The organism is Phyllobacterium myrsinacearum (genome assembly GCF_002980555.1).
In the GTDB taxonomy this organism is placed as follows: Bacteria; Pseudomonadota; Alphaproteobacteria; order Rhizobiales; family Rhizobiaceae; genus Phyllobacterium; species Phyllobacterium myrsinacearum.
This window is the reverse complement of record NZ_PVBT01000002.1, coordinates 719738-744528: the sequence shown is the minus strand read 5'-3', so window position 1 is coordinate 744528 and position 24791 is coordinate 719738. Positions and strand designations below refer to the sequence as shown.

The 24791-nt window shown below is 59.9% G+C and carries 22 protein-coding genes and 1 riboswitch; of the genes, 15 read left to right on the top strand and 7 right to left on the bottom strand.

The features are described from left to right. The first annotated feature begins 13 nt into the window (after positions 1-13). Positions 14-1300, top strand: a complete 1287-nt coding sequence (locus C5750_RS10310; protein ID WP_130502096.1) for a Hint domain-containing protein — start codon at positions 14-16, stop codon at positions 1298-1300. 67 nt (positions 1301-1367) lie between these two features. Here C5750_RS10310 and C5750_RS10305 read toward each other — a convergent pair whose 3' ends face one another. The 6 genes from C5750_RS10305 to C5750_RS10280 form a co-directional block, all read right to left on the bottom strand. Further along, positions 1368-2141 (bottom strand): phosphodiesterase, encoded by a 774-nt coding sequence (locus C5750_RS10305; protein WP_105733759.1) that lies wholly within the window; start codon positions 2139-2141, stop codon positions 1368-1370. Between the two features lie 17 nt (positions 2142-2158). After that, on the bottom strand, positions 2159-3205 hold the full coding sequence (locus tag C5750_RS10300) for a LacI family DNA-binding transcriptional regulator (protein WP_105733758.1): 1047 nt from the start codon (positions 3203-3205) through the stop codon (positions 2159-2161). A 10-nt stretch (positions 3206-3215) separates the two neighbouring features. Next, positions 3216-4025, bottom strand: coding sequence for an ABC transporter permease (locus C5750_RS10295; RefSeq protein WP_105733757.1), 810 nt, complete (start codon positions 4023-4025; stop codon positions 3216-3218). Further along, positions 4025-4846 (bottom strand): ABC transporter permease, encoded by an 822-nt coding sequence (locus C5750_RS10290; protein ID WP_105733756.1) that lies wholly within the window; start codon positions 4844-4846, stop codon positions 4025-4027. Before C5750_RS10290 ends, C5750_RS10295 begins: the two co-directional genes overlap by 1 nt. Before the next feature lie 65 nt (positions 4847-4911). Continuing rightward, positions 4912-6048: an ABC transporter substrate-binding protein gene (locus C5750_RS10285; RefSeq protein WP_105733755.1), complete on the bottom strand. Its 1137-nt coding sequence runs from the start codon at positions 6046-6048 to the stop codon at positions 4912-4914. 75 nt (positions 6049-6123) lie between these two features. Continuing rightward, on the bottom strand, positions 6124-7233 hold the full coding sequence (locus C5750_RS10280; protein WP_105733754.1) for an ABC transporter ATP-binding protein: 1110 nt from the start codon (positions 7231-7233) through the stop codon (positions 6124-6126). A gap of 236 nt (positions 7234-7469) precedes the next feature. Here C5750_RS10280 and C5750_RS10275 point away from each other — a divergent pair, with 236 nt between their 5' ends. Next, entirely contained in the window at positions 7470-8444 is a 975-nt protein-coding gene (locus tag C5750_RS10275) for an ABC transporter substrate-binding protein (protein ID WP_105733753.1), read from the top strand. A 114-nt stretch (positions 8445-8558) separates the two neighbouring features. Then, complete coding sequence (locus C5750_RS10270) at positions 8559-10202, top strand: ABC transporter permease (protein WP_342588459.1); 1644 nt, start codon at positions 8559-8561, stop codon at positions 10200-10202. Between the two features lies 1 nt (position 10203). Here C5750_RS10270 and C5750_RS10265 read toward each other — a convergent pair whose 3' ends face one another. Next, complete coding sequence (locus tag C5750_RS10265) at positions 10204-11241, bottom strand: ABC transporter ATP-binding protein (protein ID WP_105733752.1); 1038 nt, start codon at positions 11239-11241, stop codon at positions 10204-10206. A 240-nt stretch (positions 11242-11481) separates the two neighbouring features. On the opposite strand from C5750_RS10265, the gene C5750_RS10260 reads away from it, so the two are divergent. From C5750_RS10260 to C5750_RS10205, 12 genes are all read left to right on the top strand, one after another. Then, the gene (locus C5750_RS10260; RefSeq protein ID WP_280952405.1) at positions 11482-12684 is read left to right on the top strand and encodes an MFS transporter; all 1203 of its coding nucleotides are present in this window, start codon (positions 11482-11484) and stop codon (positions 12682-12684) included. Positions 12685-12838: 154 nt separating this feature from the next. Beyond that, positions 12839-13855 carry a LacI family DNA-binding transcriptional regulator gene (locus C5750_RS10255; RefSeq protein WP_105733750.1) on the top strand — a complete coding sequence of 339 codons (1017 nt, stop codon included), beginning with the start codon at positions 12839-12841 and terminating at the stop codon, positions 13853-13855. Between the two features lie 59 nt (positions 13856-13914). Next, entirely contained in the window at positions 13915-14970 is a 1056-nt protein-coding gene (locus C5750_RS10250; protein ID WP_105733749.1) for a sugar phosphate isomerase/epimerase family protein, read from the top strand. 18 nt (positions 14971-14988) lie between these two features. Then, positions 14989-16161 (top strand): Gfo/Idh/MocA family protein, encoded by a 1173-nt coding sequence (locus C5750_RS10245; protein ID WP_105733748.1) that lies wholly within the window; start codon positions 14989-14991, stop codon positions 16159-16161. A 184-nt stretch (positions 16162-16345) separates the two neighbouring features. Continuing rightward, positions 16346-17896: a sugar ABC transporter ATP-binding protein gene (locus C5750_RS10240; protein ID WP_105733747.1), complete on the top strand. Its 1551-nt coding sequence runs from the start codon at positions 16346-16348 to the stop codon at positions 17894-17896. Further along, positions 17893-18903: an ABC transporter permease gene (locus C5750_RS10235; protein ID WP_105733746.1), complete on the top strand. Its 1011-nt coding sequence runs from the start codon at positions 17893-17895 to the stop codon at positions 18901-18903. Before C5750_RS10240 ends, C5750_RS10235 begins: the two co-directional genes overlap by 4 nt. An 83-nt stretch (positions 18904-18986) precedes the next feature. Beyond that, positions 18987-19931, top strand: coding sequence for an ABC transporter substrate-binding protein (locus C5750_RS10230; protein ID WP_105733745.1), 945 nt, complete (start codon positions 18987-18989; stop codon positions 19929-19931). A 474-nt stretch (positions 19932-20405) separates the two neighbouring features. Further along, positions 20406-20546 (top strand): hemin uptake protein HemP, encoded by a 141-nt coding sequence (gene hemP / locus C5750_RS10225; RefSeq protein ID WP_223614931.1) that lies wholly within the window; start codon positions 20406-20408, stop codon positions 20544-20546. Positions 20547-20570: 24 nt separating this feature from the next. Beyond that, positions 20571-21629, top strand: coding sequence for a hemin-degrading factor (locus C5750_RS10220; protein ID WP_105733744.1), 1059 nt, complete (start codon positions 20571-20573; stop codon positions 21627-21629). Positions 21630-21639: 10 nt separating this feature from the next. After that, positions 21640-22551: a heme/hemin ABC transporter substrate-binding protein gene (locus C5750_RS10215; RefSeq protein WP_483428609.1), complete on the top strand. Its 912-nt coding sequence runs from the start codon at positions 21640-21642 to the stop codon at positions 22549-22551. After that, positions 22548-23669 carry a FecCD family ABC transporter permease gene (locus C5750_RS10210; RefSeq protein ID WP_105733742.1) on the top strand — a complete coding sequence of 374 codons (1122 nt, stop codon included), beginning with the start codon at positions 22548-22550 and terminating at the stop codon, positions 23667-23669. The genes C5750_RS10215 and C5750_RS10210 overlap by 4 nt, the downstream gene beginning before the upstream one ends. 2 nt (positions 23670-23671) lie before the next feature. Beyond that, a complete protein-coding gene (locus C5750_RS10205) occupies positions 23672-24463 on the top strand; it encodes a heme ABC transporter ATP-binding protein (RefSeq protein ID WP_105733741.1) in 792 nt (263 codons plus the stop codon). 50 nt (positions 24464-24513) lie between these two features. Continuing rightward, positions 24514-24724, top strand: a riboswitch (cobalamin riboswitch). Positions 24725-24791 lie beyond the last annotated feature (67 nt).

Genomic DNA, 24791 nt, shown 5'->3' with positions numbered 1-24791 from the left:
AGGAAACAGCAATATGGCCACAGCACCCGACAAAGGCCCGCCCCCCGAACTACGGGATCTAGGCGATGGCTACTATATCATCGTTGGCGACAACGTTGTTCTGGACAGCAAATCAATCGACCTCGGCGCACTCAACATTGCCAGAATCGACCTTTTCAATGGCGCCCATCTGACGGTGAACCCGGCTGGACTTGACATAGAAGCGCTTGGACACATCACCTATGGAATAGGAAAAGACTGTACGCTCTCACTCAGCGCGCCGGCGCTCGGCGTTAAACTTGCAAATCCAACGATCATCGATTTTGAGTCTTCAGAAGGCACAGGTACGTTCGAATATCAGCCTGGCAATCTCGACATCAAGCTTGCCAGCCCCATCAAGATCATCAACCTGCACGAAGGCGACAAGATCAAGGTCGATGGTGCAACCTCCGCGGACTTAACCCACGGCACACTTCATTTCAAAACGGGAAAAGCCACAGAGCCCCCGCCGCCGGAAAAGCACGGCCTTCTGCACGGTATCGAAAAGGCCCTCACGAAAACCGTCAATGTTGTCGCCGATACGGTCAAAGATGTGCTCGGTACGGGTGCAAAGTTCACGATCGATCCTGCGGCCACTTTCCAATTTGCCAGCGTGGGTAACGGTGGTCAGATCACCATCAGCACGCCCTGCTTTGTCGCGGGCACACTTATCTCCACACCGGCAGGGGAAATTCCCGTTGAGAACCTCAAAAGGGGCGACCCAGTCTACACCATGAAGGGGGACGTCGCGCCCATTCGCTGGATTGGCCGCCGCCGGATCGATCCAAGGACAGTCAGTCCGTTGCGCGAGCATGTACCGGTCCGCATTCGTCCCGGCGCCCTCGATCCAGGCAGCCCGAACCGCGATCTCTACGTGTCGCCCGATCACTGCCTGTTTCACAGCGGATCGTTGATCCCGGCAAAACTTCTCATCAACGGCAGATCGATAACGCAGGAACCAACGCTCGAGCCTTTCACCTACTATCACATTGAACTCGAAAGCCACGACGTGCTGATCGCGGAGGGCGCCTATGTCGAAAGCTATCTCGACCTTGGCAACCGGGCGATGTTCCTGGAGCCGGGAACACTTATGTTCTCTTCCCCAGCCGGTCCGAAACAGGTTGCCGCCTGTTACCCGCCCATATATTCCGGTCCCATCCTCGACGCGGTCAGAAAAACGCTCGAGCACCGCGCTATTGAACTTGGCTATAGGGGCGGCGAACGCACTGTGCCTGGAAAGAACACCGGCAATGTCTTTCCATTTAGTCAACAAAAACAATAAGATAATACACAATTCCCTGCCAGGGGGACGCGGGCCGCCCTAACGCGGCTTACCTGCCGCCTGCCTGCTAGCGGTAGGCAGCAGTCCGATCGAGAAAATCATGAAAATGGGCAATCACCGTATCCCGGTCGATGAACACGACGGCATAGACCGGCGGCTCAAGCGTCGTCATGATCCTGTCAGGCGAAAAATCCAGCGCCGTCTGATGGTTGGTGCCGCGTATGACGCTCACGGGAATACCGCGCCAGCTGCCGGCCACCGGCCTGTGCGCATGGCCGACAAAAATATGCCTGACATTGCCATGCTCGCGCAGCAAACCATGAAGCGCTTCCGCTTCCACAAGTCCAAGGCCGTCGAGGAGCGGCAGGAAAATAGGGAAGGGGGGATGATGCAGGAAGAGAAACACCGGCCGGCCGGCCGCCTCGTCCAAGCGCTGCTTCAGCCAGGCTTGCCGGGCTTCATCCAGACGCCCTTCGACAAAGCCCTCCGATAAGGTGTCGAGCAGTATCAGCCGCCCTTCCGCCGTATCCACCACGCTTTGGACGAAACCGTCCTCCGGCACCACCCGATTGAAAACCCGCAGAAACGCGCCGCGATTGTCGTGATTGCCGAGAAGCAGCCTATAGGGCGGAACGAGCTTTTCCAGCTCGCTTGCCAAAGCCCGATAGCTGTCTTCGTGGCCCGTATCGCTGAGATCGCCGGTGAAAATCACCAGTTCCGCGTCCGCATGGTTCGCGTTGATATCGGCAATGCAGGCGCGAAGGTTCTGCAGCGGATCACGCTCGCACAGAATATCGCCCGGCGTGACAAGATGCAGATCGGTAACCTGGATGATTTTCATGGAATGTCTCGGGTGTATCAGAGTTTGAACGAAGCCGGAATGCGGGCACTGCCACGCACAACAATGTGTGTGTTCAGCCGGTCATGCATGGGCGGCCGATCCGGCTCGGCCTGCCGCTGGTCCAGCAGGGCCACGGCATGGGCAGCCATGACAGCAGGATCCTGGCGGAAGGTCGTGAGATTGTAGGTTTCCCACGCCGCTTCCGGTATGTCGTCAAATCCGATGACGGACAGGTCCTCCGGAATCCTCAGACTTGTGTGCCGCCGCACATGATCGATAAGTCCAAAGGCAACCAGATCATTGACGCAGAATACGGCCTGCGGGTGATCGCTGCCGGCAAAAAGCTGGCGCGCCGCCTCCTGTCCGCCCGCATAGTCGGAATTGCCGCCGTGCCCCATGATGACGTTCGCGCCACGCGCAGCAGCTTCCTGGCAGAACCCGTTCTCGCGTTCGATGGTCGTCGGCGTGCGCGAAATGGTTCCGGCGAAGCCCAATGCCGTGAACCCATTGGCAAGGAAAACCCGGGCGGCCTCACGGCCAGCGCCTTCATTGTCGATATTGACATCATCGGCCCCGGTTTCGGATCGCCCGAGCACGATGAGCGGCTGGCCATTGCGCCGCGCCAGCTCGACGAAAGAGGAGGGGGGAGAACCAGACAGAATGATCGTCGCCTCGGCGCGGTAGCCGAACAGCGTTTTTTGCGCCGCGACAAGCTCCTCTTCCGTGCGCCCCGTATTGATGACGATGGGTACGCTGCCACGATGAATCAGCGCCTTGGTCAAAGCCGCGACGAGATGCGAGCGATAGCCCAGTTCCGGATTGGTAACGACAAGGCCGACCAACCGGCTTGTTCTTGCAAGGAGACCGCGCGCCAGATCGTTGACCTGATAGCCAAGCTCCTCGGCGGCAGCCATGATCTTTTCACGTTTCTTGGCCGAAACACTGGCACCGGGTGTGAACGCCCGCGAGACGGCAGAGCGGGACACGCCAGCCTTTCTTGCCACCTCGACGGCACTGACATAGTGCTGGGTCTTCTTCGGTAGATCGTCGCCGTTCGAATCCATGCTTTTTCCTCTAGTGTCCGACCTTGGACAGCACGTCGGCGCGCAAGAATCGCTCCACCACCAGCATAAAGCCGATAGATGGGATGAGTAGCAGCAGCGCGGTGATCGATGCAATCTGATAGTTGCCGCCGGACCCTGCCGTATAAAGCAATAGCGGCAGCGTGTTCACATCGGGCGCACCGACGAAATAGCTGCCGGTAAACTCGTCCAACGACTCCAGGAAGACGAAAATAGCACTGGCGAGAAGCCCGGGCGCCGCAAGAGGCAGGGTCACATCGCGAAAGGCGCGCAGGGGACCGGCACCGATGGAGCGTGCTGCTTCCTCCAGATCGATCTGTACGGCCGAGAATGCTGCCGTGGCAATCCACACCGCATAGACGAGACCGTGGGTGACGTGCACCAGCACCACGCCCATGATCGTGCCGTTCAAGCCAATCTGGTAGAAGAACCGCGCGATGTTCACATAGACAGGCAGATTGGGGAAAGCCTGCGGAATGAGGAAGGCGAGCAGGATCAGGCTGCGGAACGGCAGTTTCAGCCGCGACAGGGCATAACCGGCGGGAACCGCCAGGGCGAGGGCCACCACCACGGTCAGGCTGGCCACGACAATGCTTGTCACCAGCGATTCCATGGCATTGCCGCGCGGCGAGAACACCCGCTGCCAGAAGCTGAAACCATATTCGAGCGGCAGCATATGCGGAAAGTACCATTTCTCCGCAACGGTCCACAGCAGGAGGTTGGTCAGCGGGCCAAAAATCACGAAGGCAAGCAGGCCGAGGACGAGCGCGCGGGGAACCCACCAAAGATCGATACGGGTCATCACGAACGCTCCTTAACCGACTGGCGCAGATAGACCAGGGCGACGCCGGCCGTCAGCAGCAGCGATATCATGCCAAGCGCATTGGCAACGCCATAGTCGCCATGGGCATTGATGCGGAACGCAATATCGGCAGTCAGCATGGTGGGGGATTGTGCATTGATCATCAACGGGACCGAAAGCACCGACATCATCGTGACGAAGGAAAGGATAAGGCCGACCAGCAGGGTTCCCGCGATTTGCGGGACAATGATTTCGATGAGGATACGCAGCCGTGAGGCGCCCAGGTTGCGCGCCGCTTCGATGGTGCTGCGGTCGAGCGAGGCCATGGCGCCCGCGACCAGCAGCGTCACAAATGGTGTCTGTTTCCAGACGAAGGCAATGACGATGCCGCGCCAGTCAAGAAAGCCAACCGTTTGAAGCGGTGTCAGCACGCCCAGGCTGACAAGGATATTGTTCATCAGGCCGTTCTTGGCCAGGAATGTGCGCAGGATCTGACCCACGACGATAAACGGAATGAACATGGGCCAGCGGTAGAACCAGCGCAGCACGGCAACAGCGCGCGGATTCTCGCCCAGCGTGAGATAGCCCCCGATGGCAATCGAGAAAAAGCCGATCAGCAAAGTGGAAACGCCGACGATCAGCAGCGTGAAGATCATGTCGCTGGAATAAAGCTCGAAGGATTTGGAAAAATTCCCGATGCCGTAGCTATCCCCGACGACAAAGGCACCGACAATCGACGCGCCAAGCGGCACGATGAAAAACAGCACGATCATGACCAGTGCCGGGATCACGAGAAGAATGGCGAGAAGGCGTTTCTGCATCGGCATATTCCAGAAAAGGGGAGGGGACCACCGGCATGGGCCGGTGGTCCGAAGGGCACGCGCTCTTAGTTGGCTACATTGCGCTCATATGCTTCGAGAATTGCCGAATTATACTTGGCAATCGGGAAGGGCTTTGCCTTGGTGGCAAGATCGTCCGGGGAAATGTCAACAAAGAGCTTGTCCCAGCTGGCCTTGTCGAGTTCCGGCTGCACATATTTCGCATCGATGCCAGGGTACCAATTGAAGCGCTTGACGATGCCTTCAGCCTGAACCTTCGGGCTGGTGGCAAGGGCAACGAACTTCTCGGCCAGCGCCGTGTTCGGGCTCTTGGCAGGAATGACATAATGCATCGGCTGACCAGGCATGCCGGGAGCAGGCAGGAACAACTTCATTTCCGGCGGCAGCTTGCCGTCAGCCTTCCAGGAATAGAACATATCAACCCAGACCGGACCCATGGCGATTTCGCCGCGGCTCAGCATGTCGAGTGTTCCAGCATTGCCCGGCGTCAGGGTGGCATTGGTGGTGAAATCTTTCAGACCGGCAAATGCCTTGTCCCATTTCTTGGTTTCCGCTTCTTCGAACGGGCCATTCATCAGCTTCTTGGCATCGCCATCGCCGAAGGCATAAATCCAGCCCATGACGAAGCTGACGCCCGAGGCACCGCCCTTGATGCCGTTGTAACCGAACTGCTTCGGGTTCTTCTTGGCCCAGGCAACCAGCTCTTCATAGCTCTTCGGCGGATTGGGAATCAGCGCAGGGTTGTAGGCGATAGCCGTCTGGCTGGAATACATCGGCATGACATAGCCATCGACATTTGCACCGAGGGCAATTTTAGCCTTCTCCGTTGTGACCATTTTGTCAGATGGAATCTTGGAGCGATAGGACTCAAGATAACCCTCCTTAACCATCGGACCTGCGAACTTTTCATGGACAACAGCCACATCAACGTCCCACTTATCTGAATTGGCCTTAGACTGGGCATCGAACCGTTCAAGAATCTTCTGCGAACCGGCATCGCCGGGGCCCGTGCCGACAACACGCACCTTGGTGCCGGGATTTTCCTTTTCGAAGATCGGGGCGAGGTAATCATTGACGTAATCGACCATGTTCTGGTCGCCCGCCGTCAATACGGTAAGGTCACCGGCAGCAGCAGGTGTTGCCGCCAGTCCAAGGATAAGAGAAGCCTGTAGTAACGTTTTCATCGTGAACTCCCGTTGAGCATGGATGTTTTGTTTTGGCAGTCTATGGGGCAGAGACCGGCGGACCGGCATCTGTCCTCAATGGGCAGGCGCTGCCGCAGCAAGCTGCGGCGCGTTGAAAATGAAAAGCGAATGCGCGGGGATATGCACCTTGACGGTTTCTCCCTCGGCAAAGGCCGAATCCGCATCGACAAGGATTTCATCATTGCCCAGCCGCACGGCATGGCGCCAATGACCGCCGGGATAGCTGACGCTGGCAATCCGGCCGCGCAATTCGAGTGCACCCGGCTCGGCGGCAACCGCATCGCGGCTGCCGGCAAGGCGCGCGGCTTCCGCCCGAAAGCGCAGCTGCACCGGCCCGCTTGCCAGCGCGCGGCCCGACAATGCCGTGACCGTCGAGGGATTGAAGGCGCCTTCCGCCAACTCGATTTGCTCGCCACTGACGCGCGCCTGCATGGACAGAACATTTTCCGCACCCATGAACGCGGCAACGAACAGCGATGCGGGCTTGTTGTAGACGTCCTCCGGCGTTCCCTGCTGCTCGATGCGTCCGGCATTCATGATGACGATACGGTCGGCCATCACCATGGCTTCCTCGCGATCATGGGTGACATGAATGGCCGTGATGCCAAGCCGCTTTTGCAGCGAGCGGATTTCATGGCGTACTGTCAGGCGGATACGGGCGTCGAGATTGGAAAGCGGCTCGTCCAGCAGCAGGATTTCTGGATCGATGGCCAGCGCCCGGCCGAGCGCCACGCGCTGGCGCTGCCCGCCGGAAAGCTGAGCCGGCTTGCGCGCGCCGAGACCGCCAAGGCCCAGCAGGCTCTGCATCTCGTTGACGCGCGCCTCGATGACATCCTTGGAGCGCTTCTGCAGCTTCAGCCCATAGCCGATATTCTGCGCAACGGTCATGTGCGGCCACAGCGCATAGGACTGGAACACCAGCGCCATGCCGCGCTTATCCGGAGGCATCTGCGTCACATCACGGCTTGCAACCTGGATGGAGCCGCTGAATGGTTTGGAAAAACCGGCAATCGTCCGCAGAAGTGTGGTCTTGCCGCAACCGGACGAGCCGAGAAGCGCCACGAATTCACCCTTGTGAATGTCGAGGTCTAGATTGTCGAGTACTGTCGTCGGGCCATAGCCCACGCTCATTCTCTCGACTTTGAGGAAAGCAGGTTCAGTCATTTTCCATCCCATTGCGCAGCTGTGCAATTTTTTTCGTTGTACTGTCTGTTTATAACAGCGGGATGACAAGTAAAAAATTTTGACGGGTTTTTCCGGGCCAATTCGCCCGATGAAAACCTTACAACTTTTGTATAGATGTCATAGAACCGTTATCCGGCTTGTATAGGGGTGACCGATCATTATGAGCCTGCAAAAATCAAAGCGGGTTCGTCTCGTCCAGACAAAAAGGGGTTATCATGCGCCGCATTCTCATCGCTTCCGCTTTGCTTGCCGCCGGTCTTCAGCCGGTGTTTGCCGCAGACGGCAAACTTGTCCTTTATACCAGCCAGCCCAACACCGATGCACAGCAAACTGCCGACGCATTCATGGCGAAGAACCCTGGTATCAAGGTTGAATGGGTACGCGACGGAACGCCCAAGATCATGGCCAAGCTGCGCGCCGAAATCGAAGCCGGCCAGCCGCAGCCCGACGTGTTGCTGATTGCCGATGTGGTGACGATGGAAGGCTTGAAGAAGGAAGGCCGCCTGCTGCCCTTCAAGGACGCAAAGACTTCGGGTATCGACGCCGCGCTCGTTGACAAGGACGGCACCTATTTCTCCACCAAGCTGATCACGACAGGCATTGTCTACAACACCAAGGCACCCTTTGTGCCGGCAAGCTGGGCCGATCTCACCAAGCCGGAAGCAAAAGGTCTTGTCACCATGCCAAGCCCGCTGACATCGGGCGCAGCGCTCATCCACACCGTTACACTCACCGAAAATCTCAAGCAGGGTTGGGACTACTACGCGCAGCTCGCCAAGAATGGCGCGCAAGCTGCGGGCGGCAATGGCGATATCCTCAAAGCCGTCAGCGGCGGTGACAAGCTCTATGGCATGATCGTCGACTACATGCCGATTCGCGAGAAGGCCAAGGGCGCCCCGGTCGAATTCGTCTTCCCGAAGGAAGGCGTCTCGGCTGTCACCGAACCGGCCGGCATCCTGTCGACGGCGAAAAATCCGGAAGCGGCAAAAGCCTTCATCAACTTCCTCCTGTCGAAGGACGGTCAGGAACTCGCAGCCAAGATGGGCTATATTCCGGCGAGCGCCGATGTCGCTCTTCCCGCAGGTTACCCCGACCGCGCTTCGATCAAGGTCATGACGTTCGACGCTGCCGGAGCGCTCGCAAACGAGACCAAGAACAAGGAAAAATTCAGCGAAGTAATGGGGCAGTAAACGCCTTTGGCCGTTGTGCATTCCATAGACAACACCGGACCCGCATCCATGCATGCGGGTTCCCCGGCATATAGAGTGTGGCGTTATTTCCGGCGGGACGGCGGATTGTCCGCTGTGCTGGTTCTCGCCATCATCTTTGCCTTAAGCTTTTTGCCGATGCTGCGGCTGCTGGTGACAGCCGTCGCACCGGGTGGCGAGATCGATCTCACCGCCATGGCGGGGCGGCTTTCCAGCGCCTCGGTCATGCGGGCCACGCTCAACACGCTGGATACGGCCTTCTTCGGCGCGCTGCTCGCCCTCGTCATTGGCGCACCCTTCGCCATCGCTATCGCCATGACCGACCTGCCGGGGCGCAAGACACTCGGCTTCCTGCTGCTGCTGCCCTTGATGATTGCACCGCAGGTGATGGCTCTGTCGTGGCTGCATCTGTTCGGACCATCCAGCACCCTGCTTGGTGCTTTCGGCATGGCGCCTCCGCCAGGCACATCCAATCCGCTGCTCGGCCGCAACGGCATCATCCTGCTCTACGCCATCCAGCATGCGCCCATTGTTTTCATCACATTGCGGGCAGGGCTCACCCGCGTTCCCCGCGATCTGGTCGAGGCGGCGCGTTCTTCGGGGTCATCGCCGCTGCGCGTGCTCGCGACGATCATCCTGCCGATGGTACGGCCTTATCTCGTAGCGGCCACGGCGCTTGCCTTCGTGTCCGGCGTCGGCAATTTCGGCATTCCCGCCCTGCTTGGCATGCCGGTCAACTACCTCACCCTGACAACGATGATCTACCAGCGCATCGCCAGCTTTGGCCCGAGCGTGCTGCCGCAGGTTGCAGCGCTCTCCGTCCTCATTGCCGTGCTTGCCCTGCTCGGCGTCCTATTGCAGGCCTTGGCGCTCAAGAAGGTCAGCCACCGCTTCACGGCGGGAACACCCGCACGCTTTGCTCTTGGCCGCTATCGCTGGCTGTTCGCCGCCCTTGGCTGGGTCGCCATCCTGTTCATGCTGATCCTGCCGGTGCTTGCCCTGATCACCACGGCTTTGATCCCGTCTTTCGGCGTTCCGCTCAGCTGGACCACCCTGACATTCGCCAATTTCGAGGAGGTCCTGTTGCGGCAGGCTTCGACCAGCCGCGCTTTCTGGAACTCGGCGACCCTTGCTGGCGGCGCCGCACTCATTCTCGCCATCGGCTCCATTCCAGTCGCCGTGGGTCTGGAGCGCTTCTCGCGCCTGTCGCAACGCATCCTGCATGGCGCAATCGAACTGCCCTATGCCTTGCCGGGTATCGTGCTCGCCATCGCCTGCATCCTGTTGTTCCTGCGGCCGCTGCCATTGATCGGCAGCCTCTACGGCACGGCCTGGATCATCCTTGTTGCCTATCTCATGCGGTTTTTCGCCCTGGCCATGAAACCGGTCACAACGGCAATCGGGCAGCTGTCGCGCGATCTCAATGAAGCAGCCGCCGTGTCCGGTGCAGGTCCGCTGCGCCGTCTCATGACCATCACCGGTCCATTGACGGCACCCGCGGCGGTTGCAGGCGCTTTGCTTGTCTTCATGAGCGCATTCAACGAATTGACGGTCTCGGCACTGCTTTGGTCAAGCGGGCATGAAACACTCGGCGTCGTGCTGTTCAGTCTGGAAGAGGCCGGACTTGGCACGCATGCGGCAGCCATTGCCGTGACGACGATTGTCATCGTCGTCGTGCTTCTGGCCATTCTCGACCGTCTCGGCAGAAAGCTCCCGCCGGGCGTTCTGCCCTGGCGATAGATCAGCCGGGAATAATCCAGGCGTCGGCAACGGCGAGATGCACGGTTTCCCCAATGCGCAGCGCCAAAGGACTGTCGAGCGTCAGGCGCTCGCCGTTGGCCAATTCAAGCCGGGTCTCATAGACGGCGCCGCGATAGGTGCTTTCCTGTACTGTGGCAGCAAGCCCGTCATCGGCGAGACGGAGAGCTTCGGGGCGCAGCAGCAGTTTGATGGTATCGGAGCCGTTGACAACACCCCGCGCAGCCATGCGATAGCCTGCCACCTCAACCAGCGCCGATGATGCCTGCCTTTCGACAACCGTGCCGGAAACCGGTGTGCCGCGGCCGATAAACCCGGCCACGCGCTGATCTGCCGGGGAATGATACACCTCCGCCGGGGCAGCGATCTGCAGGATGTTCCCGGCATTCATCACCGCGATACGGTCGGAGAGCGCCAGCGCTTCCGACTGATCATGCGTGACATAAACGATCGTCGCGCGGGTGCGCCGGTGAATATCCCGAAAAGCCTCGATCATCGACGCACGCAAATGCATGTCGAGATTGGCAAGTGGTTCATCGAAAAGGATGATTTTCGCATCGGCAACCAGACAGCGGGCGAGGGCGACGCGCTGCCGTTGGCCGCCCGAAAGCTCCTCGATCCGCCGATCGGCGAAAGCGCCGAGGCTGACGCTTTCCAGCACCGCTTTGACACGCTGCACGATCTCGGCCTTGGCCACCTTCCTGGTCTTCAGCGGATAGGCGACATTCTCGGCCACATTCATATGCGGCCACAGGGCATAGGACTGGAAGACAACACCGACGCCGCGTTCTTCCGGCGTTTTCTGGCGGCGCGCATCGGCGATCCGCTCTTCGCCAAAATCGATGATGCCATCGTCGGGTGCCTCGAACCCGGCAATCAGACGCAGGAGAGTGGTCTTGCCGCAACCGGAGGGTCCCAGCAGCGAGGTAAATGACCCTGCGGGGAAATCGATGGAGATATCTCTGAGAGCAACCGCCTCGCCGAAGCGCTTCGTCAGATTCTGGATGTGAATGTCGGTCATGCGCCGCTTTTACAATGCTTTTCGATCTTTGGCACCGCCTATGCGCCAATCGCGTTACAATCATGTGACGGCCAGAGATGCCCAAGGTTGCCGCAGGCTCCTGCCATTGACACATGTATCGGGGCGGATTAAAGCAAAATGCCTGCCAATTATTGGCCGTAAGCGTTCAACGTTAACCAACGCACTCAACGATCCCTGTCGGTCGGAGTGCGTTTTTTGTTGCGCTCCGCCGATCGGGAAATGCCGGAGAATAGTATGGCTTCCCAATCGACACGCGATCCGCAGCAGGGCCGCTTATTGCTGCTGACCGCAATTCTTTTCATTTCCTATCTCTGCATTGGCATGTCTCTGCCAGTCATACCGATCTACATCTCCAAGGACCTGGGGCTGAGCAACGTATGGGCCGGGCTGGGCGTCGGCAGTGCATTTCTGGCCACGATCGTCACGCGCGGCCACGCCGGCAGCTTGTCCGATCGCCTGGGGGTAAAGTTCGCTGTGGCACGAGGGCTTATGTTCTACGTCGCGGGAGCGGTCACATCTCTCCTTGCTGGCTTGACATTCCATACGCCCTTCATCGCATTTCTCGTCCTGCTTGCAGGCCGTCTTCTCCTCGGGCTCGGCGAGAGCCTTGTCGCCGTCGGCGTGATTGGCTGGGGAATCGGTCTCGTCGGCCCCGCCCGTTCGGGCAAGGTGCTGGCCCTCGTCGGCGCGGCGATTTACGGGGCGCTGGCCATCGGTGGTCCGATCGGCCTGGCATTGCTGGATAATGTCGGCTTTACAGCCGTGATGGCAATCGGCGGGATTCTGCCCTGCCTCGGGCTGCTGGCAATCTGGCTCATTCCCGGGGTGGCGCCGCACCCCGATGCCGAGCGTCCGCCATTCCTGAGCGTGATGGGCCGCATCTGGTGGCACGGACTGATTGTCTGCCTGCAGGGGATCGGTTTTGCCGGGATAGGCGCATTCTTCACGCTCTACTTCCGTGACCTGAGCTGGAGCTATTCGGCGCTTGGCCTGACGGCTTTCGGCAGCGGATTCGTTCTTGTGCGCGTGCTGTTCTCGCACCTTCCGGACCGTGTCGGCGGGCTGACGGTCGCCGCTGGCTCGCTTGCTCTTGAAACAATCGGCCAGTTCCTGATCTGGGGCGCCGGGGATCCGCTCCTTGCGCTTGCCGGGGCCTTTCTGACAGGCCTCGGATGCTCGCTGATTTTTCCAGCCATGGGCCGCGAGGTCGTGCATCTTGTCGATCCGCATCTGCGCGGTACGGCTTTGGGCGGCTTCTCGGCATTTCAGGATCTGGCTTACGGCCTGACGGGACCTTTGGCAGGCCTCCTCGCGGACAGGGCCGGGTATGGCAGCGTCTTCCTGATCGGCGGCATCGCGGCCGGGGCCGGTTTCCTCATTGCGCTCTTGCTGCGGCGTGCAGAAAGAACCGCATTCCAATGACAGCAAACGGTTCTCCGCCCGGGCGGAGAACCGAGCCATCCATAGGCCGCATCATTCCATGCCTCAAAATTCCCATCAAAACCCGTCAAAAAGAGTTGCACACCTCATTTCTCCAATCTAGTATATCAGGTGGAGGAGATTTCTCGTGGTAAAGATGACGCTTGAAGACGTCGCCCGAGAAGCCGGTGTCAGTCTTGCAACGGTTGATCGAGTTGTGAACGGGCGGAATGGTGTGCATGCGCGCACCATCGAACGCGTCAATGCGGCTATCAAGCTGCTTGGATTTCACCCGGATCAGCATGCATCGCGGCTTGCACGCGGACGCGACTATGATTTCCGGATTATCCTGCCGACCGGCGAAAACGAATTCATGCAGGCGCTGGATGCGGAGTTTCGCGTAACCCGCGAACGTCAGCTGCAGGAACGCGTGCGCCTCTCCATTCAGTATGTCGATACTTTCGACGGCGAGGCCCTTGCGGCCGCGCTTGAACGGCTGCCCTCCAGCATCGACGGCGTCGCTGTCGTCGCGCTTGATCATCCTGCCGTGACGGAAGCCATCAACGCGCTGGCCGACAGGGGGGTGGTTGTCCTGACGCTGGTTTCCGATGTGCCGAATTCGCGCCGTGCCCATTTTGTCGGCATCGACAATTATGCCGCCGGGCGCACCGCCGCATCGCTGATTGGCCGGTTCGTCGGAGCGCGCAAGGGCAAGGTCGGTATGATTGCCGGCTCGCTGGCCCTGCGTGACCACGTGGAGCGGCAATTCGGTTTCGAACAGGTCATATCCCGCGAATACGCCAATCTTGAAGTACTGCCCGTGCGGGAAGCACGGGACGAGAATGCGCGGGTTGAGACGGTCGCCCGCTCGCTGCTGCGCGATCACCCCGATCTGGTCGCCATCTATAATGCCGGCGGCGGTCAGGCGGGCGTTGTCGCCGCGCTCGAAGCAACCGGCCGTGTATCCGACGTGATTTTCGTGGCGCATGAACTCACCGCTTCGACCCGCCGCCATCTGGTGCGCGGCACCGTGGACGCGCTCATCAACCAGGATGTCGGGCATATGGCGCGCAGCACCGCGCGCATTCTCACCGCCCTGCGCGAAGGCCGTCCCATTGTGCCGGGGCAGGAACATATCCGCATCGATATTTTTCTCAGGGACAACATGCCCTGAACAGAGACTGGACGGGGTGCCTGCCCGAGGCGCCCCGCATGAATTGGAGGAGACGAGACATGAAGACGATCAAGGGACCAGCCATTTTCCTCGCGCAGTTTGCGGGCGATGCAGCACCGTTCAACTCTTTCGACGCGATCTGCCAGTGGGCAGCATCCCTCGGCTACAAGGGCATCCAGATTCCCACCTGGGATGCACGCCTGTTCGATCTCAAGAAGGCCTCGGACTCAAAGACCTATTGCGATGAAGTGGCGGGCATTGCCCATGCGCACGGCCTCACCATTACGGAGCTTTCAACCCATCTGCAGGGCCAGCTCGTCGCGGTTCACCCGGTCTATGACGAATTGATGGACGGTTTTGCCGTGCCCGAGGTGCATGGCAATCCCAAGGCGCGGCAGGAATGGGCCGTGGATCAGGTCAAGCGCGCCGCGCGCGCCTCCAACCATCTTGGCCTGACAGTCATGCCGACATTCTCCGGCGCCTTGGCCTGGCCATTCCTCTATCCCTTTCCGCAGCGGCCTGCCGGTCTCGTCGAAGCGGCATTCGACGAACTGGCCAAGCGCTGGACGCCGATCCTCAACTACCTCGACGAACAGGGTGTCGATGCCGCCTATGAAATCCATCCGGGGGAAGACCTGCATGACGGCATCACTTACGAAATGTTCCTGGAGCGCGTGAACAATCACCCGCGCGCCAACCTGCTCTACGATCCCTCGCACTTCGTGCTGCAGCAGCTCGACTATCTCGACTACATCGACATCTATCACGAGCGCATCAAGGCTTTTCACGTCAAGGACGCCGAATTCAATCCGACCGGCCGTCAGGGCGTTTATGGCGGTTTCCAGTCCTGGGTGAACCGTGCCGGCCGCTTCCGCTCGCTCGGCGACGGGCAGGTGGATTTTGGCGCCGTCTTTTCAAAGCTGACGGCCTGTGATTTCGACGGCTGGGCCGTGCTGGAATGGGAATGCGCCCTCAAGCATCCGGAAGATGGTGCACGTGAAGGCGCGGAATTCATCAACGCACATCTGATCCGTGTGACCGAAAGGGCATTCGATGACTTCGCTGGCGCAGGAACCGACGACGCGGCCAATCGCCGTATCCTTGGTCTGGTATAGGAACGGAAGGAAGCGGCAATGGCTATTGAAGCAAGCAAACAAAAGGCGGCAACCCGGCGCATCCGCATCGGCATGGTCGGCGGCGGGCAGGGGGCCTTCATCGGTGCCGTTCATCGCATCGCCATGCGCATCGACGACCAGTACGAACTCGTCGCCGGAGCGCTCTCCTCCGATCCGGCACGCGCCAAGGCTTCGGCGAAGGAGCTCGGGATCGCGGAAGACCGTGCCTACGGCTCTTTCGAAGACATGGCGAAAGCAGAAGCCAAGCGTCCGGATGGGATTGAGGCGGTGGCTATTGTCACGCCAAACCATATGCATGCACCTGCCGCGAAGGCTTTTCTGAAAGCCGGTATCCATGTGATCTGCGACAAGCCGCTCACCACCACTGTCAAGGATGCCAAGGAACTCGTGGCACTGGTGAAGAAGACCGGTAAGATTTTTGCCGTGACTCACAATTACACCGGATACCCCATGATCCGGCAGGCGCGCGCCATGGTCGGAAAGGGCGTGCTCGGCACGATCCGGCTGGTGCAGGCCGAATACCCGCAGGACTGGCTGACTGAAAAAGCCGAGGACAGCGGGTCAAAGCAGGCGGAATGGCGCACCGATCCGGCGCGTTCCGGCGCGGGCGGTGCCATCGGCGATATCGGCACCCATGCCTATAACCTTGCCTGTTTTGTTTCCGGTCTGACCCTGAAGCAGCTCTGCGCCGAACTCACCAGCTTCGTCGAAGGCCGCAAGCTCGATGACGACGTGCAGATCCTGATGCGCTTCGATGGCGGCGCCAAGGGCATGCTCTGGGCAAGCCAGGTGGCGCCCGGACACGAGAACGGCCTGAAACTGCGCGTCTACGGCACCAAGGGCGGACTGGAATGGACCCAGGCCGATCCGAACTATCTCTGGTACACGCCGTTCGGCAAGCCCAAGCAATTGCTGACCCGCGGCGGGGCTGGCGCGTCGCCGGAAGCCGCCCGTGTCACCCGTATCCCTGGCGGTCATCCGGAAGGCTATCTCGAAGGCTTTGCCAATATCTATACCGAAGCCGCACAGGCGATCATCGCTGCGCGGACAGGCAAGAAGACACCAAAGGATGTGATTTATCCCACGGTCGAGGATGGTCTTGCCGGCATGGAGTTTATTGAGGCTGCGGTCAAATCATCCAAGGCTGGCGGTGTCTGGACGAAGGTGTGATGGAAAAGCGGATATCATCCCCCTCTGGCTTGCCAGCCATCTCCCCCACAAGGGGGGAGATCACATTGGCATTGATACCTCTATCCATGGGGCAACGCCGTAAAATGGTTGGCACGATAATGGAGGCTGATCTCCCCCCTTGTGGGGGAGATGCCCGGCAGGGCAGAGGTGGGTACCAGGAAAGATGAGTTCAGACCCCGCCACACAATCAACTCTGCTGCCCGTGCTTGAAGCCCGGGGCATCGCCAAGGCGTTCGGGCCGGTGGAAGTGCTGACCGATATCAGCCTCACCATCCAGCCCGGCGAGGTGCACGCGATCATCGGCGAGAACGGCGCGGGCAAGTCGACGCTGATGAAACTGCTGAGCGGCCATCTGCAACCGACCCGCGGCTCGGTTGCGATGGACGGGAAAGACGTGACCCTCGCCGGTCCCGTCGATGCGGAGCATCGCGGTCTTGTGCTTGTGCACCAGGAAATCCTGCTTGCGCCGCATTTGACGGTCGCTCAGAACATTTTCATGGGGCGCGAACTGAAACGCGGTCTCATGGTCAACGACCGGGAGATGAACCGGCTGGCTGCCGAAGCCGTGCGCAAGCTTGGTGCCGACATCGATCCGGCAACGCCCGTGTCGCGCCTTTCCATTGCCCGGCGCCAGCTCGTCCAGATTGCCCGCGCGCTGCAGGTACCGCACCGGGTGGTGATCTTTGATGAACCCACGGCATCCCTCACGCCCTATGAGACGGAAGCGCTGCTCAAGGTGATCCGCAACCTGCGCGATCAGAACGTGGCGGTTCTCTATATTTCCCATCGCCTGCCGGAGGTTGCCGCCATCGCCGACCGCATCACCGTGCTGCGCGACGGCAAGCTCATCGCGACCCGCAATGCCTCGGACTTGCAGCCTGTCGACATGGCCAAGCTGATGGTCGGGCGGGACATGTCGAAACTCTATCCCGAAAGGGAAGAGACCGCGACGCGCGAGACGATCCTTGATGTGAGCAATTTCGACGTTCCGGGCTATGCCCGCGGCGCGTCGTTCGTCCTGCGCAAGGGTGAAATTCTCGGCTTTGCCGGGCTGATCGGCGCGGGACGCACCGAGCTGTTTGAAGGCATTGTGGGGCTGCGTGCCGGGCACGGGCAGGTCAAGCTGAACGGCAAGCCGGTGCGGTTTCACAGCGTGCGCGACAGCATGGCCGCCGGGATCGTCTACCTCAGCGAAGACCGCAAGGGCAAGGGACTGCTTCTGGCGCAAAACCTGCGGACGAACCTCACGCTGGCCTCGCTGGAAAAATTCACCAGGGGACCGCTCATCGAGCGCAAACAGGAAGAACAGGGGCTGGACAAGGCAATTGCTGAATTCGACATCCGGGCCCGGCGGCGCGATCTGCTCGCGGGCCAGCTGTCCGGCGGCAATCAGCAAAAACTCCTGCTCGCCAAGATGATGCTGCTCGATCCAAGCATCGTCATCATTGATGAGCCGACCCGCGGCATTGATATCGGCACCAAGGAACAAATCTACAAATTCATCGCCGATCTCGCCAAGTCAGGAAAATCGGTCATCGTCATTTCCTCCGAGATGCAGGAACTGATCGGCATCTGTCACCGCATCCTTGTCATGCGCTCTTCGCGCATTGTCGGCGAGGTTTCGGGAGACGCGATGACGGAAGATGAGATCGTCGTCTACGCCACCGGCGTCAAAACAAACGAAGCAGAACTTTACGCAACGGGGTCCGCATGAGCGACACGCAAGCAAATACCGATACGCGCGGCCTGGGCCGCAAGCTGGCGGATATCGACAAGACGGCGGTTGCGCCGTTTCTGGCGCTTGCCGCGCTTTTCGTTCTGGGCGCCCTGGTCAATCCGAGCTTCATCGGCATCGACAATATATTGAACGTGCTGACCCGCTCCTCCTTCATTGCCATCATCGCCGTTGGTGCGACCTTCGTGATTTCGGCCGGCGGGCTTGATCTGTCGGTGGGATCGATGGCCGCGCTTGTCGCCGGCATCATGATCCTGTTCCTGAACTCGGCGGCCATCGATGGCAATTTCGCCATGCTGGCCGCCGGTGTCGTCATCGCCATCGGCGTCGGGGCAGGCGCAGGGCTGGTGAACGGCGCCGTTACGACGCTCGGACGGATCGAACCGTTTATCGTGACGCTTGGAACAATGGCCATCTACCGCTCCGTCACGGTCTGGCTGGCCAATGGCGGATCGATTGCGATGAAATCCAGCGAGATGCGCAATCTGTTCCGGCCGGTCTATACGGGCACGTTTCTCGGCTTGCCGATACCGGTCTGGATCATTCTTGCGGTCGGTCTGCTCGGTGCCTTCATCCTCTACAAGACCTCCTTCGGCCGTCACGTCATCGCGGTCGGCTCCAACGAAGACGTCGCGCGCTATTCCGGCATCCACGTCAACCGTGTCCGCGCCATGACCTATGTCATTCAGGGCATCTGTGTCGCCATTGCTGTTGTGGTTTACGTCCCGAGGCTGGGTGCGGCCACCACCACGACCGGCATGCTGTGGGAGTTGCAGGCCATTACGGCGGTTGTCATCGGCGGCACGGCACTCAAAGGCGGGGTCGGGCGCATCTGGGGCACGATCTGCGGTGCCTTCATGCTGGAGATCGTCGGCAACATCATGGTCCTGTCCAACTTCGTCAGTGAATATCTGATCGGTGCGGTTCAGGGCGTCATCATCATCATCGCCATGCTGGTGCAGCGGACACTGCAGCGGAAGGGATAAACGGCGATTGAAGTTTGGGAGGGGGAGAATGGGCCACCCGCCGACCTCGACACAAAGGCCCGTAGAATATTTGGGAGAGAGATATGCGTAAACTCATCGTGGGACTTGCCGGCGCGCTGCTCGCGTCAAGCATGGTCCTGGCTCACGCCGCGGACAAGAAAGTCAACATTGCCGTTTCCATTCCGGCTGCCGATCATGGCTGGACCGGCGGCGTCGTCTATCACGCCGAACGGGCAGCCAAGATTCTTGAGGCCAACCATCCCGGCCTCAAGATCACCATCAAGACATCACCCGATGGCGCGTCCCAGGCCAATGCACTGGAAGACCTAACGACGCAGGGGATCGATGCCCTCGTCACCCTGCCGCACAACTCCGACGAGCTGACCGACCCGATCCGTCAGGTCAAGGCAAAGGGCGTGTTCGTCACGGTTGTCGACCGTGCGCTGTCCGATCCGACGATCCAGGATCTCTATGTCGCGGGCAACAACCCGGAGCTCGGCCGTGTCGCCGGCAAATATCTGAAGGACAAGCTTGGCACCGGTGACGTCGTGGTCATTCGCGGCCTGCCGATCGTCATTGACGAAGAACGCCAGAAGGGTTTTGACGAAGCCATCGCCGGAAGCGGTATCAAGGTGCTCGACAAGCAGTTCGGCAACTGGTCACGCGATGACGCCTTCAAGGTCATGCAGGACTATCTGACCAAGTTCCCGAAGATCGATGCCGTCTGGTGCCAGGATGACGACATGGCAGTCGGCGTGCTCGAGGCGATCAGCCAGGCCAAGCGCACCGATATCAAGATGGTTATCGGCGGTGCCGGCATGAAGGACATGATCAAGCGCGTCAGCGATGGCGATGCCATGACACCGATCAACGTCCTTTATCCGCCATCCATGATCGCAACGGCGCTTGAACTGACGGTTGCCAATTTCTACGATCAGGTTCCGGTGCGCGGCAAATACATCCTGGATGCGACTTTGGTCACCAAGGACAATGCCAAGGAATTCTACTTCCCGGATTCGCCGTTCTAATTTGCGGACCCGAACACAATCAATCCGTCCATGGAAAAGGCCCGCAAGGGCCTTTTTCTTTGTCAGGGTTGGCGCCGGGGAGGACTCATGCCCCGACGCCCCCCTGTTGCCGCAGGCTTCATCGTGGCTGGAGCAGCGGTCATGCTCAAACCAGCTCCTGCAGCAAATTGCGCATCGCGCCCTGAAATTTCCGGCCGGTGCTTGCGGAGGGATAGCCGGAATTCCGGGATATTTTGCGGGCTAGCGGTCAGCTTGATTGCAATTTTGTGATGTTTTTCAAGCACCAACTAACTTGACTCGTTGACTCCTCTTTATGTTGAGTAATAAATATGATCATACGAGTCAAGTTTGAACTATCCGTTGCCGAAGCATTCCGGCAGCGACAGCACGAAAAGGCTGGCCGCAATGTCACGACGCCAAATCATCGATCTTCAAGTCCGGCTTCCGAGGCTGGCACCGCTCGCACGCGAAATCATGCCGGTCCGGCAAACGGATATGCGCGTCTATGGCAGCGAGATCCTGTTCGACGGTTCCAACGAAGTAGGGATCGAACATGCCGGCTCGCTCTACCGTCTCAAAATCACCCGACAGGGCAAACTCATTCTCAACAAGTAACGCATCGATAGGCACCCGAAGACAATGACTGATACGCACAAGCCAGCCCCCCAGGACATCCGGCAAGCTCGGGAAGACAATCCCAAAATGCGCGAGCGTGACCTCGCCCAGCAGCTTGGCATTACCGAGGCCGATCTGGTTGCAGCCTTTTGCGGCCTCAATGTTGTTCGCATTACACCGCGCATCGAAACCTTCCTGACCGAGATACAGACCCTCGGCGAGGTGATGGCGCTGACGCGCAACGAAAGCGCCGTGCACGAAAAGATCGGCGTCTACGACAAGCCCATCGTCGGCAAGCACGCCTCCATGCTGCTGGGCGAACAGATTGATCTGCGGCTGTTTCCCGACAGCTGGGCGCACGGCTTTGCGGTGGAAAAGCAGGACGGCGAATTCACCCGCCGCAGTCTCCAGTTCTTCGATGCCGCCGGTGAGGCAATCCACAAAATCCATCTGCGGCCCGCTTCGGATCTCGACGCCTACCATGCCCTTGTCACCAAGCTGCGTCTCGACGACCAGTCGCAAAGCATTGAATTGACCGCGCTGCCGAAGCCCGAGGAGAAGACCGCGGAAATTCATGAACTTGATGCGGACGGCCTGCGCGATCGCTGGACGCAGATGAAGGATGTGCATGAATTCTTCGGCATTCTGCGCTCGCTAAAGATGACGCGCCATCAGGCGGTGCAGGTGATCGGGCAGGATTATGCCTGGGCATTGGATCGTGACGCCTTGAGCGCCATGATGCAGCATGCGGTGCAGGAACAGATACCGATCATGTGCTTTGTCGGCAATCGCGGCTGCATCCAGATTCATTCGGGTCCGATTTCGAATATCAAGACGATGGGGCCATGGCTCAATATCCTTGATGAAACGTTTCATATGCATCTGCGTCTCGACCACATTGCCGAGTTGTGGGCCGTGCGCAAGCCGACCAAGGATGGGCATGTGACATCGCTCGAAGCCTACGGCGCCGACGGCGAGATGATCATCCAGTTCTTCGGCAAACGCCACGAGGGTTCGGGCGAACGGGGCGACTGGCGCCAGCTTGTTGAAAACCTGCCCCGCATCCTGCGTTCGGCCGCGTAAGGAAATGACCATGTTCGCTAAACGCCAGAGCAAGCCGGCAAGGCTGTATCTCGCCGTTTCACTCGCCGGGCTGATGGCATTGCTGACCCCGAACGGCATGGCATCCGCCGAAGAAGTCACCGGCCGTCTTCCCGATGCCAGCCGGGTGGTGTCCATCGGCGACTCCATCACGGAGATCATCTATGCGCTGGGAGAGGAGGGGCACCTTGTCGGCCGCGACCAGACGAGCACCTATCCGCAGGCGGCGCAAAAGCTGCCCGATGTCGGCTACATGCGTGCGCTGTCGCCGGAAGGTGTTCTTTCGATCAACCCGACAGCCATCATTGCCGTGGAAGGCAGCGGTCCGAAGGAGACGATTGATGTCCTGAAGAAGGCCAGCATCCCCTTTGTCTTCGTACCGGAGGACTATACGGGGAAAAGCATCCCGGCAAAAATACGGGCCGTGGGCACAGCCCTCGGTGTTGATGAAAAAGCCGAAAAGCTGGCATCGCAAATCGAGAAGGATTTGCAGGCGGCCGAGGACGCGACGAAAAACATCAAGAACCGCAAGCGCGTCCTATTCGTCCTCAGCGCTCAGGGCGGCAAGATCATGGCCTCCGGCACCAGGACAGCCGCCAATGGCATCATTGCGCTGGCCGGTGCCGACAATGCGATCACGGAATATCCCGGATACAAGCCATTGACGGACGAGGCGATCATCACGGCCAAACCCGACGTCATTCTGGTCATGGACCGCGGCGGTGACCATTCGTCCAACAATGCCGATCTTCTTGCCAATGCGGCGATCGCCGCAACGCCCGCAGGCAAGGACAAGAAGATCATCCGCATGGGCGGCCAGTATCTGCTGGGCTTCGGGCCGCGCGCGCCGAAGGCAATTCACGAACTGGCACAGGCCATGTACGGCAACGAACTCGGCAAATGAGTGAGACCGTCTTGAGAAAGCCTGCCGTCCTTGCTTCCGCACGGGGCGGCAGAAGGCTGCGCCCGGAGGGCGACCGGTCGGCATTGGCGCGCATGGTCATTGCCTGCCTGTGCTTGGTGCTTGCCGCCACCATCGTCTTCAGCCTTGCCTTTGGTGCATCCGATGCGTCGGTCCTCTCCGTCGTCAAGACATTGATTGCCGGAACCGATGCGGCGGACAATGGGCTTTCCGTCCGCGACCGCATCATCATCTACGATATCCGCCTGCCGCGCGTCATTCTCGGCGCGCTGATCGGCGCGTCCCTTGCCGTATCGGGTGCGGTCATGCAGGGATTGTTCCGCAATCCGCTGGCCGACCCCGGCATCGTCGGCGTCTCGGCGGGCGCCGGGCTTGGCGCTGTCAGCATCATCGTTCTCGGCGGAACCTTCCTCGCCCCGATGATCGCCCTGTTCAGTCTCTACGCCTTGCCGCTTGCCGCTTTTTTCGGCGCACTCATCTTCACGCTCGTCCTCTACCGGGTCGCAACCCGGCGCGGACAGACATCCATCGCCACCATGCTGCTTGCCGGCATAGCGCTTGGCGCCATGGCCGCCGCCTATATCGGGGTCCTGGTCTATATCGCCGACGACAAACAGTTGCGCGACCTGACATTCTGGGGACTGGGATCGCTGGCGGGAGCCAACTGGGTCAAGATCGCAGCGTCCGGCCCGCTCATTGCGCTGGCCCTTGTCATTTCGCCATTCCTCGCGCGCGGCCTCAACGGGCTCGCCCTCGGGGAAGCATCGGCCAGTCATCTCGGCATCCCGGTGCAGCGCTTCAAACGCATCGCCATTGTCACGGTTGCAGCAGCGACCGGCGCATCGGTTGCGGTCAGCGGCGGCATCGGCTTTGTCGGCGTGGTTGTTCCGCATCTTCTGCGCCTCGTGATCGGTCCCGATCACCGCTATCTCCTGCCGGCCGCCGCTCTCCTTGGCGCCAGCCTGCTGCTGATTGCCGATGCGGTCAGCCGGACCATCGTTGCGCCGTCCGAACTGCCCATCGGCATCGTCACGGCGGCCGTCGGCGCACCGTTCTTCCTGTGGATATTGCTGCGCCGCCGCGGCATTCTGGACCTCTGATCATGATCCGTGTTTCCAATGTCTCTGTCTCTCTCGGTCGAAGCAGGATTGTCGAGCATGTATCCTTCGATGCGGAGGCGGGCGCATTCTGCGTCATCGTCGGCCCCAACGGATCAGGCAAGACAACGCTGATGCGCGCACTCTCCGGCGACCTGCCGCATGAGGGTGTCATCAGCATCAACGGTGTGCCGATCAACCGGCTGAAGCTCTGGCAGATGGCAAGCATGCGGGCGATCCTGCCGCAATCCACCTCGCTGTCCTTTCCGTTTACCGTGCGCGAGATTGTCAAGCTGGGCATGACCAGCGGCCGCTCCGGCGCCGCGCGGCACAACGTGGAAACGTTGCCGGACGAAGCGCTCGAACGGGTCGACCTCGCGGGTTTTGGCGGGCGGTTCTATCAGGAACTTTCCGGCGGCGAGCAGCAGCGGGTGCAACTGGCGCGCGTCCTCTGCCAGGTCTGGCAGCCGGTGCTGGACGGCCAGCCCCGCTTTCTTTTTCTCGATGAGCCGGTGTCGAGCCTCGATATCAAGCATCAGTTGATCATCATGCAGATTGCCCGCGACTTCGCCGATCGCGGTGGCGGGGTTATCGCGATCCTGCACGATCTCAACCTGACCTCCATGTTTGCCGACCGCGTCGTGGTTATGCACAAGGGAAGGGCCGATTCTGTGGGTACGCCCATGGAGGTCTTGACGGATGACCGCATTCTGCGTGTTTATGAATGTGCGCTCAAGGTCGGCGGTCTGCCCGGAAAATCCGTGCCGTTCGTGTTGCCGCAATCCGCAACGTTCTGAGCAAGCGAAGATGTCGCTATCTACCTATTGACTGTAGATGGCAATTTGATACTAAATATAGATGTTATGGTTCTCCCCGAGTCGCAAGACCGGGAGCTAAGAGGGAAGCCGGTGAGATGTCCTGGACATTGATGCCGGCGCTGCCCCCGCAACTGTAAACAGCGAGTTGTTGTCGACAATGCCACTGGAGCCCCGCTTCGGGAAGGCCGACACCAGCGCCGACCTGTGAGCCAGGAGACCTGCCATGACATGATGAACGTCCACGGGCGGGGTGTCCCGGTGTGTCGCTTGCAATGGTCGGCCGCAAGCTGACCGGATTCTTGCACGC

What these genes read in the sequence shown, in the direction of transcription:
- C5750_RS10310 (WP_130502096.1), top strand. Translation starts at nt 14, where the DNA reads ATGGCCACAGCACCCGACAAAGGCCCGCCCCCCGAACTACGGGATCTA.
- C5750_RS10305 (WP_105733759.1), bottom strand. Translation starts at nt 2,141, where the DNA reads ATGAAAATCATCCAGGTTACCGATCTGCATCTTGTCACGCCGGGCGAT.
- C5750_RS10300 (WP_105733758.1), bottom strand. Translation starts at nt 3,205, where the DNA reads ATGGATTCGAACGGCGACGATCTACCGAAGAAGACCCAGCACTATGTC.
- C5750_RS10295 (WP_105733757.1), bottom strand. Translation starts at nt 4,025, where the DNA reads ATGACCCGTATCGATCTTTGGTGGGTTCCCCGCGCGCTCGTCCTCGGC.
- C5750_RS10290 (WP_105733756.1), bottom strand. Translation starts at nt 4,846, where the DNA reads ATGCAGAAACGCCTTCTCGCCATTCTTCTCGTGATCCCGGCACTGGTC.
- C5750_RS10285 (WP_105733755.1), bottom strand. Translation starts at nt 6,048, where the DNA reads ATGAAAACGTTACTACAGGCTTCTCTTATCCTTGGACTGGCGGCAACA.
- C5750_RS10280 (WP_105733754.1), bottom strand. Translation starts at nt 7,233, where the DNA reads ATGACTGAACCTGCTTTCCTCAAAGTCGAGAGAATGAGCGTGGGCTAT.
- C5750_RS10275 (WP_105733753.1), top strand. Translation starts at nt 7,470, where the DNA reads ATGCGCCGCATTCTCATCGCTTCCGCTTTGCTTGCCGCCGGTCTTCAG.
- C5750_RS10265 (WP_105733752.1), bottom strand. Translation starts at nt 11,241, where the DNA reads ATGACCGACATTCACATCCAGAATCTGACGAAGCGCTTCGGCGAGGCG.
- C5750_RS10260 (WP_280952405.1), top strand. Translation starts at nt 11,482, where the DNA reads ATGCCGGAGAATAGTATGGCTTCCCAATCGACACGCGATCCGCAGCAG.
- C5750_RS10255 (WP_105733750.1), top strand. Translation starts at nt 12,839, where the DNA reads ATGACGCTTGAAGACGTCGCCCGAGAAGCCGGTGTCAGTCTTGCAACG.
- C5750_RS10250 (WP_105733749.1), top strand. Translation starts at nt 13,915, where the DNA reads ATGAAGACGATCAAGGGACCAGCCATTTTCCTCGCGCAGTTTGCGGGC.
- C5750_RS10245 (WP_105733748.1), top strand. Translation starts at nt 14,989, where the DNA reads ATGGCTATTGAAGCAAGCAAACAAAAGGCGGCAACCCGGCGCATCCGC.
- C5750_RS10240 (WP_105733747.1), top strand. Translation starts at nt 16,346, where the DNA reads ATGAGTTCAGACCCCGCCACACAATCAACTCTGCTGCCCGTGCTTGAA.
- C5750_RS10235 (WP_105733746.1), top strand. Translation starts at nt 17,893, where the DNA reads ATGAGCGACACGCAAGCAAATACCGATACGCGCGGCCTGGGCCGCAAG.
- C5750_RS10230 (WP_105733745.1), top strand. Translation starts at nt 18,987, where the DNA reads ATGCGTAAACTCATCGTGGGACTTGCCGGCGCGCTGCTCGCGTCAAGC.
- hemP (WP_223614931.1), top strand. Translation starts at nt 20,406, where the DNA reads ATGCCGGTCCGGCAAACGGATATGCGCGTCTATGGCAGCGAGATCCTG.
- C5750_RS10220 (WP_105733744.1), top strand. Translation starts at nt 20,571, where the DNA reads ATGACTGATACGCACAAGCCAGCCCCCCAGGACATCCGGCAAGCTCGG.
- C5750_RS10215 (WP_483428609.1), top strand. Translation starts at nt 21,640, where the DNA reads ATGTTCGCTAAACGCCAGAGCAAGCCGGCAAGGCTGTATCTCGCCGTT.
- C5750_RS10210 (WP_105733742.1), top strand. Translation starts at nt 22,548, where the DNA reads ATGAGTGAGACCGTCTTGAGAAAGCCTGCCGTCCTTGCTTCCGCACGG.
- C5750_RS10205 (WP_105733741.1), top strand. Translation starts at nt 23,672, where the DNA reads ATGATCCGTGTTTCCAATGTCTCTGTCTCTCTCGGTCGAAGCAGGATT.